Here is a 14,567-nt window from a genome sequence, read left to right as displayed (position 1 = left end):
CGTCGCCGGAGCGCGCGGTACGTCGGAGTGCGCGCCGTACGGGGGAGTGCGCGCCGCCCCTCACACCGTCCCCAGCTCCCGCACCACCGCCAGCGCCAGCGCCCTGGCCACCCCCACCGTCTCCCTCACCGACACCGCCTCCCGCGCACTGTGCGCGACGCCGATGTCCCCGGGCCCGAACTGGAGCGTGGGAATCCCGGCCCCGGCGTAATGGCGGAGGTCGCTGCCGTACGTCGCGCCGCGCTCACGCGGTACGGCACCCCCGTTCGCGTCGGCGTGGGCGCGCTGGACGAGGCCCAGGAGCCGGTGCCCGGCGGGAAGCCGTCCGCTGGCGAACTGCCCTCCGGGCCAGGTGACTTCCACGGGGTGGTCCTTCAACCACGCGTCCCGGGCGCAGACTTCGGCGACCCGCGCCTCGAACGCGGCACGCGCGAGCGCGGGCTCCTCCCCGAGCCGCACCCCCAACCGCCCCTCGGCGACAAGGAGATCCGGCACGCTGCTGGCCCAGTCACCGGCACGGACGGTCCCGACGGAGAGCGCGTAAGGAATCGGGTACTCGGCGAGCAACGGATCGACGTCCCGATTGCGCTCGGCCTCAAGCTCCCCCAGCGCCCGGTGAACCGGCAGAAACGCATCGACCGCACTCACCCCCTGCTCCCGCGAACTGGCATGCGCCGCAAGCCCGTTGACGGCGAGCCGAAAGGTCAGCGCCCCGGCGTTGGCGGTGACGACGGTCCCCCCGGTCGGCTCGGAGATGACGCAGGCACCCCCGGTGTGCCCCCGCTTCAACGTGCCGAACGCCCCGATCCCCCCGTCCTCCTCCCCCACGACGAAGTGCACCCCGAGCCGCCCCCGAAGCCGCACCCCGGACTCCCGCAGGGCCCCCAGCACGGCGAGCTGCGCGGCGATCCCGGCCTTCATGTCACAGGCCCCGCGCCCGTACACGAGATCCCCCCGCACCCGGGGCACGAAGGGGTCCCCGTCCCAGGCGCCAGGGTCCCCCGCAGGTACGACGTCGACGTGGCCCTGAAGTATCAGCCCGGCCCGCTTCCCCGCACCGCTCTCCCCGGGCCCTCCGAAGTACCCCACCAGCCCCCACGCCTCGTCCCGCTCCACCTCAAGCCCGGGAAACCCCGGATCGGCGTACAACTCCCCCAGATCCATGGCCCACAGATCGACGTCGGCAGCCCCCAGCCCCTCCAGCTTCCGCGCCAGCACCCGCTGGATCTCCGACTCGGCCGCACTCCCCGTCACACTCGGCACGGCGACCAGCTCCATCAAGGTCCGCCCCAACGCCGCTTCATCGACCGCCGCCAGCACAGCGGCCTCCGCCTCGGTGTACACGCGCACATCCCTCCCAGGTACGAGACCGATTAAGGAACGATCGTTCTTGACCGATCGTTCCTCAACTGTCTACCGTAGAGGGCATGGGCAGGCCAAGAGCATTCGACGAGGACGAGGCGGTACGCGCCGCCGTGGACCTGTTCGGCGGGCGCGCGTACGACGGCGTGTCCGTCGACGACCTCGTCAGCCACCTCGGCGTGCACCGCAACAGCCTGTACAAGACGTTCGGCAGCAAACGCGGCCTCTACCTGATCGCGCTGCGCCGCCACCTCGCCGACGACGTCCGCCCGCTGCTCGACGCCCTGGCCGGCGCACCGGACGCCGCGACCGTACTGCGGCTCGTCACGTCGGCCGACCTCGGCCTGCTGCTCCTCGCGGCGGTCGAACGCGCCCCGGTCGACGAGGAGGTCGCGTCCGAAGTGACGGCCGCGCTGGCCACCGTCGACCGGGCGATCGCCGACGCGCTCGGCGTCCCCGCCGACCTGGCCGCCGCACTCACCGCCGCCGCGCTGGGCATCCTCCTGCGCGGCACCCCCGACGGCGTCGCCACCGCACTGACCCGGCACCTCGGCCCTCTCACCTGAAAAGGGAACCCGGTATGGCACTGATACGCATCGACGGCGACGACCTGGTCGTCGTGATCGAGGGCCTCGACAAGCTCTGGGCCTTCAAGAGCAGCCTGACGATCCCCCTGACCAACGTCCGAGGCGCGACAGCCGACCCCGGCATCACCACGGACCCCAAGGGAATCCGCGCGCCGGGCTCCCACGTCCCCGGCGTGATCACGGCAGGCACCTTCCACCAGGACGGCGAAAAAATCTTCTGGGACGTCAAGGACCCGTCGAAGGCCGTAGTGATCGAACTGGCCGACGAGCGCTACACACGCCTGGTCCTCCAGGTAGACGACCCCCGCGCAACGGTCGCCCTGGTCGAAAAGGCCCTGGCCTGAAGGGAGGTGCCCCGATGCTCCGCCACTTAGCAGCAGCTGTGCTGGCACTGACCACAGCCACGGCAACCCCGGCGAGCCCGGCGAGCGCCACCCGCACTCACCAAACCAACAGCTACCCCCACCCACCTCAGGGGCGCGGGGAACTGCGCGACCAGCCACAACGCACCCGCACCCACCCCCACACCGCCACCACCCCCGTACCCGCCACCACCCGCGAGATCGCCTTCACAACCGACGGCACCACCACATACGGCACCCTGCACATCCCCCGACACCGCGCCGGACAACGGCTACGGGCGGCCCTCCTACTACCCGGCAGCGGCCCCACCGACCGCGACGGCAACCAGCCCCCCACGTACACGCCGAACACCCTGTCCCAACTGGCGGACGCCCTCAGCGGGGACGGGATCGCCACGCTGAGGTTCGACAAGTACGGCACCGGCCGCACCGGACTCGGCGCCTACCGGGACCACCCGGAGAACCTCGACCACCCGGCCTTCGTCCGCCAGGCACAGGCCGCCTACGAGGTGTTGCGCGACCAGCCGGAGACCGACCCGCACACGCTGCTGATCGTCGGACACAGCGAGGGCGCCCTGACGGCACTCCTGCTGGGCGGCACCGTCCACCCACGCCCGGCGGGCCTCGCGCTCCTGCAACCACAGGCGATCCGCCTGCTGGACCTGATCGCGCTCCAGCTGAAGGCCCAGGTCGCCGAGGCGACCCGGCAGGGCCAGTTCACCCCGGACCAGCAACGCGCCATCGACACGGCCATCGACACCGCCGTCACCGCCCTGCGCGCACACCGCCCGGTCGACACCACCGACCTGCCCCCCGCGATCGCCCGGCTCTTCGAGGCGTTCCAGGGCCCCAACGCCCGGTTCGTCCGGGGCGACGACGCCATCCACCCACCGGACGCCGCAGCAGCACTCCGCCCGGGAACCAGGGTCCTGCTGACATGCGGCACGAACGACGCCCAGATCCCCTGCGCCACGACGAACGCCCTGACCACAGCCCTACGTCACGCGCAGACCACCGGCCCGGGCCGCGTGACGCTACCGGAAGTGGACCACCTGCTGCACGACACCACCCACCCGGACACGCTCGCACCCCCCGTACTCGACGCCCTGCACCGCCTCACCCACCCCTGACACCGACCGACCCCTCACCCGGCCTGACGCCGTCCGACCCCTCACCCACCCCTCACACCGACCGAACCCCCACCCGGCCCTGTCGCCGACCCCTCACCCACCCCCGACCGTGAACCCGATCACCGACCCACCCCCGGCCCGCCGATGCGCGTACGGCGTCCCCCCATGCGACAACGCCACCTCCCGCACGATCGACAGCCCCAGCCCCGACCCCGGCAACGACCGCGCATCAGCCGCCCGGTAGAACCGGTCGAACACCCGCATCAGATCGTCCTCCGCGATCCCCGGCCCCCGGTCGAGCACCTCGACCCGCACGGTCCCGGGCCGCGCGGGCCCGGTCACGCTGATCTCGATCGGCCCCTTCCCGTCCCGGTCGAACTTGGTCGCGTTCTCGACCAGGTTGGACACGGCCCGCTGCAACAGCCCCGGCCGCCCGTCGGTCGTCGTGTCACCACTGACGCGTACGACGATGTCGCGCCCACTGCGCCGCCGTACGACCCCGGCGACCTCCTCGGCGATGTCCGCGAGATCGACCCGCTGGGGCGGCTCGGTGTCGGACTGCCCCGCCGCGAGGTCGACGAGCTCGTTGACGAGGTCGGTCAGCTCGCGCGCCTCCTGCCCGAGGTCGGCGACCAGCTCTTCCCTTGTGGAGAGCGGGAGTTCGTCTATCCGGCGCAGCAGGGAGATGTTCGTACGCAGTGAGGTCAGCGGCGTACGCAGCTCGTGCCCGGCGTCCTGGACGAGCCGGCGCTGGTCCTCCTCGGACTGCGCGAGCCGCCCGAGCATACGGTCGAAGGCGCGGCCGAGCCGCCCGACCTCGTCGTACCCGGTGACCGGAACCTGGATGCCCAGCCTGCGAGTTCGGGCGACGTCCTCGGCGGCCATGGTGAGGACGACGAGCCGCCGAGTGATCCGGCGGGCCAGCCACCAGCCGAAAAGCCCGGCGGCGGTGACGACAACTCCCATGAGGAGGAAGGTGCGTTGCTGGAGGTTGCGCAGCAAGTCCTCGGTACCGCTGAACTCCTGGGCGACCTGGACGGCGCCCCAGCCCCGCCCGAGGGAGACGGTGGCGACGCGGTAGACGTCGTTGCCGACGTCGACGTCCTTGTGCTCGACGAGAGTTCCGGAGACCTTGGCCGCCGCGATCTCCCGGTCCGCGTCGGTGACGGGCAGCTTCGGCTGGCCGGGGTCGACGACCTGGCCGCCGGAACCGAGCACCTGCACGTTCGTACGGGCGGGCCGCACCAGGTCGTGTCCGGGCGCGGACGACGAGAAGTCCTCCGGCGTCATCTTCTGCTGCCGGACCTCGTCGCGCAGGTCCTGGACGACCTCGCTGAACACGGTCTGCTGGTCGACCCGGACGAGCCGCGCGGCGGCGTTGTACGACAGGATGCCGACCAGCATCGTCACGACCGCGGTGACCGCCGCGAACGACACGGCGAACGTCGTACCGAGCGCGGCGAGCCCCGGACGCCGGTGGACGAGCAGCCGGCGCAGCCGGTCCACTCAGTCCTCCCTGAGGACGTACCCCACACCTCGGACGGTGTGAATCAGCTGAGGTGCACCGGGCTCGTCGAGTTTCCGCCGCAGATATCCCACATAGACGGCGAGATTCTTCGAACCGGGGCCGAAGTCGTATCCCCAGATACGGTCGTAAATAGTGGAATGGTCGAGGACGATCCCCGAATTCCGGACAAGGAGTTCGAGGAGTTCGAATTCGGTCCGGGTGAGTTCGAGTTCCCGCGCTCCGCGCCAGGCCCGGCGGGCCTGGGGGTCCATCCGCAGGCCGGCGGCCTCGATGTGCCGGTCGGACACGGGGGGCTCCTTCGGCACGGGGACGGCGCCGGACGGGGCGGCGGGGACGGCACCTGTGCCGCTGCGCCGCATCAGCGCCCGGAGCCGCGCGAAGACCTCCTCGACGTCGAAGGGCTTGACGACGTAGTCGTCGGCCCCGGCGTCGAGTCCGGCGATCCGGTCAGCGGTCTCGACCAGCGCGGTCAGCATGAGGATCGGCGTCCGGTCCCCTTCGGCCCGCAGCACCCGGCACACCTGGAGCCCGTCGATCCCGGGCATCATCACGTCGAGCACCAGCACGTCCGGCGGCGACTTGTGCGCGTGCGCGAGCGCTTCCACACCGTCCGCCACCGCCGTGACCTGATATCCCTCCAGCGTCAGCGCCCGCTCCAGGGCATGGCGGATGGCTCGGTCGTCTTCGGCAAGCAACACGGTCTGAGGCACCCGTCCAGTCTGCCAAGCCGAACGCCTATCCCACCGCGACGACCGGCATGACGATCACCCTTTTTACCTGCCTCTCACCGTCCCGAAGACAACCGAACCCCGGAAATCGCGGAAACGCGCGGTCCGTAGGACGAATACGGGCCGACGGTCACTCCGGACCGCCCCCGCCGAGCGCCGCCAGCCGCTCCGCGAACGGTACGTCGATGGCGAACTCGTCCCTGGGCCGTGGCGGCCGTACCCCGGAGGAGCCCTGGAGCAGCGCGCCCAGTTCCCCGGCCGCCCGCTCGATGCGGGCCGGCAGGCCCTCCGCGCCCCAGTCCTCCGAGGCCGCGTAGACGCCGGTCGGCAGGACGACGGCGCGGAGGTAGGAGAAGAGGGGGCGCAGGGCGTGGTCGAGGACGAGGGAGTGGCGGGCCGTGCCGCCCGTCGCCGCGACCAGGACCGGCTTCCCGGCGAGGGAGTCCTTGTCCAGGAGGTCGAAGAAGGACTTGAACAGGCCGCTGTACGAGCCCGAGAAGACGGGGGTGACCGCGATCAGCGCATCGGCCCCGACGACGGAGTCGAATGCGGCCCGCAGTCCGGTCCCCGGAAATCCGTTCACGAATGCGTGCGCGATCTCCACGGCGAGTTCCCGCAGCTCGACGAATTCCACCTCGACACCGGGTACGGTCCGCTCGACGGCGGCGGAGAGCCGTTCCCCGAGCAGCCGCGTGGACGAGGGAACGCTCAGCCCGGCGGAAACGACGACGAGTTTCATACGGCGGCCTCCTCGGAGTTCTTCGCGGTGTTGTTCGTGGTGTTGTTCGTGGTGTTCTTCGCCGAGTTCTTCGCGGCCAGCAGCGATTCGTGCGTGGGCGCCTCGGGAACATCCGCCCCGCGCCCCACGGCGAATTCCTTCCGCAACACCGGAACGACCTCTTCGCCCAGCATGTCGAGCTGTTCGAGCACCGTCTTCAACGGCAGCCCGGCATGGTCGACGAGGAACAGTTGCCGCTGGTAGTCCCCGGCGTACTCCCGGAAACGCAGCGTCTTCTCGATGACCTGCTCCGGCGTCCCCACGGTCAGCGGGGTCTGCGCGGAGAAGTCCTCCAGCGAGGGCCCGTGCCCGTACACCGGCGCGACATCGAAATACGGCCGGAATTCCCGGATCGCGTCCTGCGAGTTCTTCCGCATGAAGATGTGGCCGCCGAGTCCGACGATCGCCTGCTCCGGCGTCCCGTGCCCGTAGTGGGCGAACCGCGCCCGGTACAGCTCGATCATCCGCTTCGTGTGATCGGCCGGCCAGAAGATGTTGTTGTGGAAGAACCCGTCCCCGTAATAAGCGGCCTGCTCCGCGATCTCCGGCGACCGGATGGACCCGTGCCAGACGAACGGCGGAACGTCGTCGAGCGGCCGGGGCGTGGACGTGAATCCCTGGAGCGCCGTACGGAATTTCCCTTCCCAGTTCACGACGTCCTCGCGCCACAGCCGCCGCAGCAGCGCGTAGTTCTCGATCGCGAGGTTGATGCCCTCGCGGATGTCCTGCCCGAACCACGGATAGACCGGCCCCGTGTTCCCGCGCCCCATCATCAGGTCGACGCGCCCGTCGGCGAGGTGCTGGAGCATCGCGAAGTCCTCGGCGATCTTCACCGGGTCGTTCGTGGTGATCAGCGTCGTGGAGGTGGAGAGGATCAGCTTCTCGGTCCGCGCGGCGACGTACCCGAGCATGGTGGTCGGCGAGGACGGCACGAACGGCGGGTTGTGGTGCTCCCCGGTCGCGAAGACGTCGAGCCCGACCTCCTCCGCCTTGAGGGCGATGGCGACCATCGCCTTGATCCGCTCCCGCTCGCTCGGCGTCCGCCCGGTCGTGGGGTCGGGCGTGACATCCCCGACGGTGAAGATCCCGAACTGCATGCCCGCTCACTCTCCAAGTAGTTGACGCTTGAACTATACCGCCGAAACGCGTCCCTCTCCAGCGGTATTCCCAGGCATACGATCCCCCCATGGCGGCCCCCCAGGACACCCGAGGCATCGTCGACCCGGCGACCCTCCTCACCCACGTCCACTTCCGCCGCCGGCACCCCGCGCCGCCCCTGCGCCCATACATCGAGCGGTACTGGCTGATCGACTGGGACCTTCCTACCGCGTACACCTCCAGAGTGATCCCTCACCCGGCGATCAACGTCACCTTCCAGTGGGACGAGGACGGGGGCGCACCGTACGCGGAGCTGACCGGCATACCCCGGGGGTACCCCCGGAGGCGTACGTCCAGGCCCTCGGCTGAAGCCGTACGACCATCCCCCTACGGAACCAGCACGAGCCTCCCCCCGACCCCGCCCTCCGCGAACCGCGCGTGCGCGGCGCCCGCCTCCTCCAGCGTGTACGTCCCGGCGACCCGGGTCGTCAGCACGCCCTCCTCCATCAACTTCACCAGCCCGGCCAACTGCGCCCCGTCCGCGACGACCTGCACGGCGGAGGTCCGGACGCCCCGCACGGAAGCGGGCTCCCCCTGCGGCATCACCCCCACGTAGACGCCCCCGTCCCGCACCCACCCCAGCGCGGTCTCCCCGAGCACGGCCGTGTCGAACACCGCGTCGAACCCGCCCTCCACGGAAGCGGTGAACTCCACGCCCCCGAGCCCCCGGACGTACTCAGCGTCCCGCTCCCGCGCGAGCCCCGTCACCGACACCCCCCGATGCGCGGCGAGTTGAGCGGCGAACGCCCCCACACCCCCGGCGGCCCCGGTCACCAGCAACGACTGCCCGGCCCTCAACTCCAGCGCGTCCAGGCCCTGGAGTGCGGTCAGCCCGTTCAACGGCAAGGTGGACGCGGGCACTTCGTCGACCCCGACCGGCGCGACGGCGACCGCGTCGACGGGGACGACCACGAACTCCGCCTGCGCGCCCAGCGGTCGGGTGATCCCGTGATCGAGAGCCACGACCCGGTCGCCCGGCGCCCACACGCTCGCGACCCCGGCCGCGTCCACCACTCCGGCGACGTCCCACCCGAGCCCCACCTGTTTCCCGGCACCCCCGAACATCCCACTCCGTACGGCGACGTCGACGGGGTTCAGCGCGGCGGCGCCCACCCTGATCCGCACCTCCCGCGCACCCGGCTCGGGCACCTCGGTCTCGACGACCTTCACGACGTCCGGACCGCCGAACTCCCGGACCACGACAGCACGCATGACAGCAACTCCCTTATTTCCAGGTCGACTTGGGGAATCTCCCCCGACTCGCTGCCACGACCCTAGGAACAGTTACTATCCGACGGGAAGTAGTTACCCAGGAGTGCGTACCTCCCCGGAAGGTGAGCCATGGCGACCATGACAGCGGCCCAGCGCCGCGCTCAGGCACGCGACGAGTACGACGCGTTCATCAAGGGCTGCCCCACGAACCAGCTCCTGGCCCGCCTCAGCGACAAATGGGCCAGCCTGGTCGTCTGCGCGCTGGCCCCCGGCCCCCTCCGCTACAGCGGCCTGGCCCGCAAACTGGCCGGCGTGAGCCCCAAGATGCTCACGCAGACGCTCCGCGCCCTGGAACGAGACGGCATCCTCACCCGCGAACTGACCCCCGCGGTCCCGATCCGGGTCGACTACGAACTGACCCCGCTGGGCCACAGCCTCGCCCACCTCCTCACAGCCGTGAAGGACTGGGCGGAAACCCACATGGACGAGGTCCACGCGGCCCGGCAGAACTACGACACGGAGGAAACCCACCGAACGGCTTGAGGGACCGACGGCTGAGGCGGACGGCCCGAGGCCGGGAACTCGACGCGGAGCCTTGAGCAGGCCGAAAACCTGACGCGGGGAGGCGTGAAGAGGCACACCACCGCCCCGCACCGCAGAAGCGCCCCGCCTCCGAGACCCCGCGCCCCCGTCCCTCAGAAGTAGTAGACGTCCCCCGTATCCAGCACCAACACCCGCTGCCGATCGTTCTCCCGGTTCCGGTCCACCGTCCCCCCGCTCCACACCGTCTCCACCTCCAGTACGACCTCCTCGGGCCGCCCCCGCAGCCGTACCCCCACCTCGATCCGCTCCCCCGCCGCGTCCGCCGCGAGCGCCCCCGTACGGCACACCACCTCCGCGGTCCCCACCCGCACACACCCACCGGGCAACCCCTGCGTCCCCGCGGCAAGCGGCACGGACCACCGCAGCCGCACGGCGGAGTCGGCAACGCCCGAGGGCCCGTGATTGCGCGGAGCGACCCGCACCTCCATCCGCCCCCCGCCCATGACAGCGGCCCCGTGATACGAGAGGTCAGCCTCAGGAGCCACCCCCCATACCCCTCCCCCTTGAGGACCAGCCACCGCCACCCCACCCCCGAACACCGAACCCGCCACCACAGCCACCACAGCCGTCAGAACCCTGCGCATACATCACTCCTCGGTCCACCGAAGGTCGTACGGGGATGTATCCCACAGACCCCACAGGACAGGCACCGCCCAACAGGTGAAGCACACCCGACAAACCACAGCCACCCCCACCTACCCTGGAAGAGCCACGCCCGCCCCACCCCAGGAGTCGTACATGCCCTCCCCCGCGTCCCGCATCGCCGTAGTCACCGGCGCCAGCAGCGGTATCGGCGCCGCGACCGCCCGCAAGCTGGCGGAGGCCGGCTACCGAGTGGTCCTCACCGCGAGGAGGGAGGACCGGATAGAGGCGCTGGCGAAGGAGATCACGGACGCGGGCGGCGCGGCGACGGCGTACACCCTGGACGTCACGGACCGCGCGGCCGTGGACGAGTTCGCGACGGCGTTCGAGAGGATCGGCGTCCTGGTCAACAACGCGGGCGGAGCCCTCGGCAGCGACCCGGTGGCGACCGGTAACCCGGACGACTGGCGCACGATGTACGAGACGAACGTCATCGGCACCCTGAACCTCACCCAGGCCCTCCTCCCCAAGCTGGAGGCGAGCGGCGACGGCACGATCGTGATCGTCTCCTCGACGGCGGGCCACGGCACGTACGAGGGCGGCGCCGGCTACGTCGCGGCGAAACACGGCGCCCACGTCCTCGCGGAGACCCTCCGCCTGGAGATCGTCGGCAAGCCGGTCCGCGTCATCGAGATCGCCCCCGGGATGGTGAAGACGGACGAGTTCGCCCTGACCCGCTTCGGCGGCGACAAGGAGAGGGCGGCGAAGGTGTACGAGGGAGTGGCGGACCCCCTCACCGCGGACGACGTGGCGGACACGATCACCTGGACGGTCACCCGCCCCAGCCACGTGAACGTGGACCTCCTGGTCCTCCGCCCCCGCGCCCAGGCATCCAACACGAAGGTCCACCGGGAACTCTGATGCCGGACCACCAAGAGGACCCACAGACCCACCCGGAGCCCACACCGTCCCCCGCCCCGGAAACCCCACCCGAGGTCACCCCGGAACGCGCCGCGGAACTCCGCCGCCTGGCCCGGGAGACGAAGAACGAACGCCAGGTCTGGATCTACCTCGCCTACTTCTTCTTCGTCATCCACATCATCGCCTTCGTCATGATCTACGCCGTACGCCACGCGAAGTAACTCCGTACACCCCACGACGCACGAAGGGGCCCCGGGAAAACCTCCCCGGGACCCCAAGGGCTACCCCCGTACTACTCAGGTACTCACCCCTTGACGCACACCACCTGCTTCAGCTTCGCCACGACCTCCACCAGATCCCGCTGCTGATCGATGACCTGGTCGATGGGCTTGTAAGCCCCCGGAATCTCATCGACGACCCCGGAGTCCTTACGGCACTCCACTCCCCGAGTCTGCTCCTCCAGATCGGCGACGGAGAACCGCCGCTTGGCGGCGTTGCGGCTCATCCGCCGACCGGCCCCGTGGGACGCGGAGTTGAAGGCGAGCGGGTTCCCGAGCCCCTTCACGATGTAGGACCCCGTACCCATGGACCCCGGGATGATCCCGTAGTCCCCGGACCCGGCCCGGATCGCGCCCTTGCGGGTCACCAGCAGGTCCATCCCGTCGTACCGCTCCTCCGCCACGTAGTTGTGGTGGCAGGAGATCTCCGCCTCGAAGGTCGGCTTGGCCTTCTTGAACTCCTTGCGGACGACGTCCTTGAGCAGGGCCATCATCAGCGTCCGGTTGTACTTCGCGTACTCCTGAGCCCAGAAGAGGTCGTTGCGGTAGGCGGCCATCTGCGGGGTGTCGGAGACGAAGACGGCAAGGTCCCGGTCGACAAGTCCCTGGTTGTGCGGCAGCTTCTGCGCGATCCCGATGTGGTGCTCGGCGAGTTCCTTGCCGATGTTGCGGGAACCGGAGTGCAGCATCAGCCAGACCGAATCCGACGTATCTACACAAATCTCGACAAAGTGATTGCCCCCGCCGAGCGTCCCCATCTGCTTCACGGCCCGCTCCTCCCGGAACTTCACCGCGTCGGCCACCCCGTCGAACCGCCCCCAGAACCCGTCCCACCCAGAAGTCGCGACCCCATGGAACTGCCCCGGATCGACGGCTTCGTCATGCATCCCCCGCCCCACCGGAATCGCCGCCTCCACCTTGGACCGCAGCCGAGACAGATCCCCCGGCAGGTCATTGGCGGTCAGCGACGTCCTGACGGCGGACATCCCGCACCCGATGTCGACCCCCACCGCGGCGGGGCACACGGCCCCCTGCATCGCGATGACGGACCCGACGGTCGCCCCCTTGCCGTAGTGGACGTCGGGCATGACGGCGAGCCCCTTGATCCACGGCAGCGTCGAGACGTTGCGCAACTGCTGGAGCGCGACGTCCTCGACGGCGGCGGGGTCGGTCCACATCCGAATGGGCACCCGCGCGCCCGGCATCTCCACGTACGACATGACTTCCTCATTCCCCCAGCAACAGAAAAGCTCGCGAACACGACAAAGAACGCCACAGGACCGGATACGCAAAACCGGCGTCAGAGCCGACGAAACGGATGCCGGACCGGCGTCCGAGGTGTCGCGTGCGATACACATTGTCGTCAGGTGCCACCCTCGCCCGGCAACCGAAATTCCCGGCGGGGGACACTGGAACCCCCCACCGGCACAACCCTCGCAGGGATCACCCTTAAGGAGCCCCCGTGCAGCGCAAGGCGTACGTCCCCGGCGCGGCAGCCCTTCTCGTGGCGCTGCTGGCCGGCTGCACAGGCGGCTCGGGCGGCGGCGGCTCGACGGACAACTCGAACCCGGGCGACAGCGGTACGACGAGCGCGGCGGCGCAGCCGGGCCGGTACGCGACGCTCCCGGAGGCGTGCGGCGCGGTCGCCCGAGGCACGCTGGACGCCCTCCTGCCGGGCATCAAGCAGCTCATGGACCCGGCGCAGCAGCAGAAGGCGTACGCGGGTACCCCCACCCTGACGTACGACACGGACCGCCGGGTCGGCTGCCGCTGGAAGGTGGAGTCGACGGCGGCGACGGACCACCTGTCGGTGGACTTCGAGCGCGTGGTCTCGTACGACAACGCCGTGAGCGACGACACACAGGCGCAGACGCTGTTCGCGAAGAAGCAGGACGCGGCGGACCTCCCGGCCCCGGTGTCCCCGAGCCCGACCCCGACCCTCGCCTCCCCCTCAAGTACCCCCGGTACCCCCACCCCCAGTGGTACTCCCGCCTCCAGCGCCTCCCCCAGCACGAGCGCGTCCCCCTCCCCCACCACCCCTACCGCAGAGGTACAGCCCCGCGTCCTGGACGACCTCGGCGACGAGGCGTTCATCGACGACGCCCTCACCAGCTCCGGCTCGACGGCCAAGCAGCGCACGGTGACTGTGGCGTTCCGCACGTCCAACGTGATCGTGACGGTCCAGTACGAGGAGCAGCCGGCGACCCTCGGCACGGCCCCGGACAGCGAGGAAATGCAGGACAAGGCCCGGAAACTCGCGGCTCAACTGGCCGACAGGCTCGGCTGACCGACGGCCCCGGCACCCGCCGTGCGCCCACCCGCGAAGAGATCGAAAGGAGACCGCACAGCTTCTTCACCGCGTACCGTGGCCCCTCGGACCCGTTCAGACCCGCAGGAACCACAAGCGTCATGAGTGAAGGAACCATGCAGCGACGAGCCCAGCGAGAAGACCAGCACGACCGGCGGACGAAGCGTGCCCGGAGCCTGAACCGCGCTCTCGCGGCAGGGGCACTCCCGGTGCTGCTGTTCGCGGCGGGCTGCTCCTCGGACTCGGACGGCGGTGGCGGCAGCGCCGCGAACGCGGGGGACTCCCAGCAGTCGTCCTCCGGGGGTACGGCGACGACGCCGTCCGACGGCGCTTCCCCGTCCCCCACGCTGAAGGCGGCGGTGTACGCCACGCTGCCGGACGCCTGCAAGGCCCTGTCGGAGGACACCCTCGACGACACGGTCCCGAAGGCGAAGTCGGGCAAGAAGTCGGCGTCGGGCGAGGCGGGCACGCGCTCGGGCTGCACCTGGGACAGCCTGAGCGACAACGGTGTGAAGGGCTCGCAGTACCGCTGGCTCAGCGTCTCGTTGCTGCGCTTCGACTCCAACTCCGTTGCCGGGGACGCCGATCAGCAGGCGCAGAAGTACTTCACCCGGCAGCTGGACGACGCGAAGTCGGTGCAGGGCGCGACGAACGTCAAGTCGAGCGCGGCGGCCGGGATAGGCGACGCCGCGACGGCCGTCAGCTACGACCAGAAGAAGAAGGAAGGCGCCTTCAAGCAGCAGACGGTGGTGACGCGCACCGAGAACGTCGTCGTCACGGTCGACTACAACGGCGCCGGTTTCGCGGGCGACAAGGCCCCGGACCCGGCCGAGTTGATGAAGCTCGCGCAGCAGACCGCGAAGGAAGTCGTTGCGGCGGTGAAGAAGGCCAACGGCGGTCCGGCGCAGCCGAGTTCACCTGCGGCGACCCCGCCGGCGAAGCCGTCCGCCACCCCGTCCGCGTCCGCGTCCGCCGTCAAGAGCTGACGGTCCGACGACACGTACGCCGCACACATGTGCCACCCTGTTGC

At 70.3% G+C, this 14,567-nt stretch carries 16 protein-coding genes and 1 pseudogene; 9 read left to right on the top strand and 8 right to left on the bottom strand.

All coding sequences use genetic code 11. The annotated features are described in order from the left end of the window. Positions 1 to 60 precede the first annotated feature (60 nt). Positions 61 to 1,350, bottom strand: coding sequence for an ArgE/DapE family deacylase (locus tag ACQCO7_RS24840; RefSeq protein WP_464073898.1), 1,290 nt, complete (start codon positions 1,348 to 1,350; stop codon positions 61 to 63). Positions 1,351 to 1,427: 77 nt separating this feature from the next. On the opposite strand from ACQCO7_RS24840, the gene ACQCO7_RS24835 reads away from it, so the two are divergent. The 3 genes from ACQCO7_RS24835 to ACQCO7_RS24825 are packed head-to-tail and all read left to right on the top strand — an operon-like array spanning position 1,428 to position 3,441. Beyond that, positions 1,428 to 1,928 (top strand): TetR/AcrR family transcriptional regulator, encoded by a 501-nt coding sequence (locus ACQCO7_RS24835; RefSeq protein WP_464073897.1) that lies wholly within the window; start codon positions 1,428 to 1,430, stop codon positions 1,926 to 1,928. A gap of 14 nt (positions 1,929 to 1,942) precedes the next feature. Further along, a complete protein-coding gene (locus ACQCO7_RS24830) occupies positions 1,943 to 2,293 on the top strand; it encodes a hypothetical protein (protein WP_464073896.1) in 351 nt (116 codons plus the stop codon). Positions 2,294 to 2,307: 14 nt separating this feature from the next. After that, positions 2,308 to 3,441 carry an alpha/beta hydrolase gene (locus ACQCO7_RS24825; protein WP_464073895.1) on the top strand — a complete coding sequence of 378 codons (1,134 nt, stop codon included), beginning with the start codon at positions 2,308 to 2,310 and terminating at the stop codon, positions 3,439 to 3,441. Positions 3,442 to 3,534: 93 nt separating this feature from the next. Here ACQCO7_RS24825 and ACQCO7_RS24820 read toward each other — a convergent pair whose 3' ends face one another. From ACQCO7_RS24820 to ACQCO7_RS24805, 4 genes are all read right to left on the bottom strand, one after another. Then, complete coding sequence (locus ACQCO7_RS24820) at positions 3,535 to 4,947, bottom strand: sensor histidine kinase (protein WP_464073894.1); 1,413 nt, start codon at positions 4,945 to 4,947, stop codon at positions 3,535 to 3,537. After that, the gene (locus tag ACQCO7_RS24815; protein WP_464073893.1) at positions 4,948 to 5,679 is read right to left on the bottom strand and encodes a response regulator transcription factor; all 732 of its coding nucleotides are present in this window, start codon (positions 5,677 to 5,679) and stop codon (positions 4,948 to 4,950) included. A 148-nt stretch (positions 5,680 to 5,827) separates the two neighbouring features. Next, positions 5,828 to 6,436, bottom strand: a complete 609-nt coding sequence (locus tag ACQCO7_RS24810) for an FMN reductase (RefSeq protein ID WP_464073892.1) — start codon at positions 6,434 to 6,436, stop codon at positions 5,828 to 5,830. Next, positions 6,433 to 7,572 (bottom strand): LLM class flavin-dependent oxidoreductase, encoded by a 1,140-nt coding sequence (locus tag ACQCO7_RS24805; RefSeq protein WP_464073891.1) that lies wholly within the window; start codon positions 7,570 to 7,572, stop codon positions 6,433 to 6,435. The genes ACQCO7_RS24810 and ACQCO7_RS24805 overlap by 4 nt, the downstream gene beginning before the upstream one ends. Positions 7,573 to 7,661: 89 nt before the next feature. Between ACQCO7_RS24805 and ACQCO7_RS24800 the strand changes: the two are divergent. Beyond that, a pseudogene (locus ACQCO7_RS24800) lies at positions 7,662 to 7,856 on the top strand (DUF6597 domain-containing transcriptional factor); the annotation flags it as partial. Positions 7,857 to 7,960: 104 nt separating this feature from the next. On the opposite strand, the gene ACQCO7_RS24795 reads toward ACQCO7_RS24800, so the two are convergent. Continuing rightward, the gene (locus tag ACQCO7_RS24795) at positions 7,961 to 8,845 is read right to left on the bottom strand and encodes an NADP-dependent oxidoreductase (protein WP_464073890.1); all 885 of its coding nucleotides are present in this window, start codon (positions 8,843 to 8,845) and stop codon (positions 7,961 to 7,963) included. 129 nt (positions 8,846 to 8,974) lie between these two features. Between ACQCO7_RS24795 and ACQCO7_RS24790 the strand changes: the two genes are divergently transcribed. Next, a complete protein-coding gene (locus ACQCO7_RS24790) occupies positions 8,975 to 9,388 on the top strand; it encodes a winged helix-turn-helix transcriptional regulator (RefSeq protein ID WP_464073889.1) in 414 nt (137 codons plus the stop codon). 152 nt (positions 9,389 to 9,540) lie between these two features. Here the strand turns inward: ACQCO7_RS24790 and ACQCO7_RS24785 are convergent, their stop codons facing one another. Beyond that, complete coding sequence (locus ACQCO7_RS24785; protein WP_464073888.1) at positions 9,541 to 10,032, bottom strand: hypothetical protein; 492 nt, start codon at positions 10,030 to 10,032, stop codon at positions 9,541 to 9,543. A gap of 154 nt (positions 10,033 to 10,186) precedes the next feature. Between ACQCO7_RS24785 and ACQCO7_RS24780 the strand changes: the two genes are divergently transcribed. Together ACQCO7_RS24780 and ACQCO7_RS24775 are read left to right on the top strand one after the other, a co-directional pair. Beyond that, entirely contained in the window at positions 10,187 to 10,951 is a 765-nt protein-coding gene (locus ACQCO7_RS24780; RefSeq protein WP_464073887.1) for an SDR family NAD(P)-dependent oxidoreductase, read from the top strand. Continuing rightward, the gene (locus tag ACQCO7_RS24775) at positions 10,951 to 11,172 is read left to right on the top strand and encodes a hypothetical protein (RefSeq protein WP_464073886.1); all 222 of its coding nucleotides are present in this window, start codon (positions 10,951 to 10,953) and stop codon (positions 11,170 to 11,172) included. Before ACQCO7_RS24780 ends, ACQCO7_RS24775 begins: the two co-directional genes overlap by 1 nt. An 83-nt stretch (positions 11,173 to 11,255) precedes the next feature. On the opposite strand, the gene ACQCO7_RS24770 is transcribed toward ACQCO7_RS24775, so the two are convergent. Next, positions 11,256 to 12,449 (bottom strand): RtcB family protein, encoded by a 1,194-nt coding sequence (locus ACQCO7_RS24770; RefSeq protein ID WP_464073885.1) that lies wholly within the window; start codon positions 12,447 to 12,449, stop codon positions 11,256 to 11,258. A gap of 242 nt (positions 12,450 to 12,691) precedes the next feature. On the opposite strand from ACQCO7_RS24770, the gene ACQCO7_RS24765 reads away from it, so the two are divergent. Both ACQCO7_RS24765 and ACQCO7_RS24760 read left to right on the top strand, forming a co-directional pair. Beyond that, entirely contained in the window at positions 12,692 to 13,516 is an 825-nt protein-coding gene (locus ACQCO7_RS24765) for a DUF3558 domain-containing protein (protein ID WP_464073884.1), read from the top strand. A 122-nt stretch (positions 13,517 to 13,638) separates the two neighbouring features. Then, the gene (locus ACQCO7_RS24760) at positions 13,639 to 14,523 is read left to right on the top strand and encodes a DUF3558 domain-containing protein (protein WP_464073883.1); all 885 of its coding nucleotides are present in this window, start codon (positions 13,639 to 13,641) and stop codon (positions 14,521 to 14,523) included. Positions 14,524 to 14,567: the final 44 nt, after the last annotated feature.

The sequence above is a fragment of the Streptomyces saintjeani genome (assembly GCF_055409605.1).
This window is presented reverse-complemented; position numbering and strand designations above follow the sequence as displayed.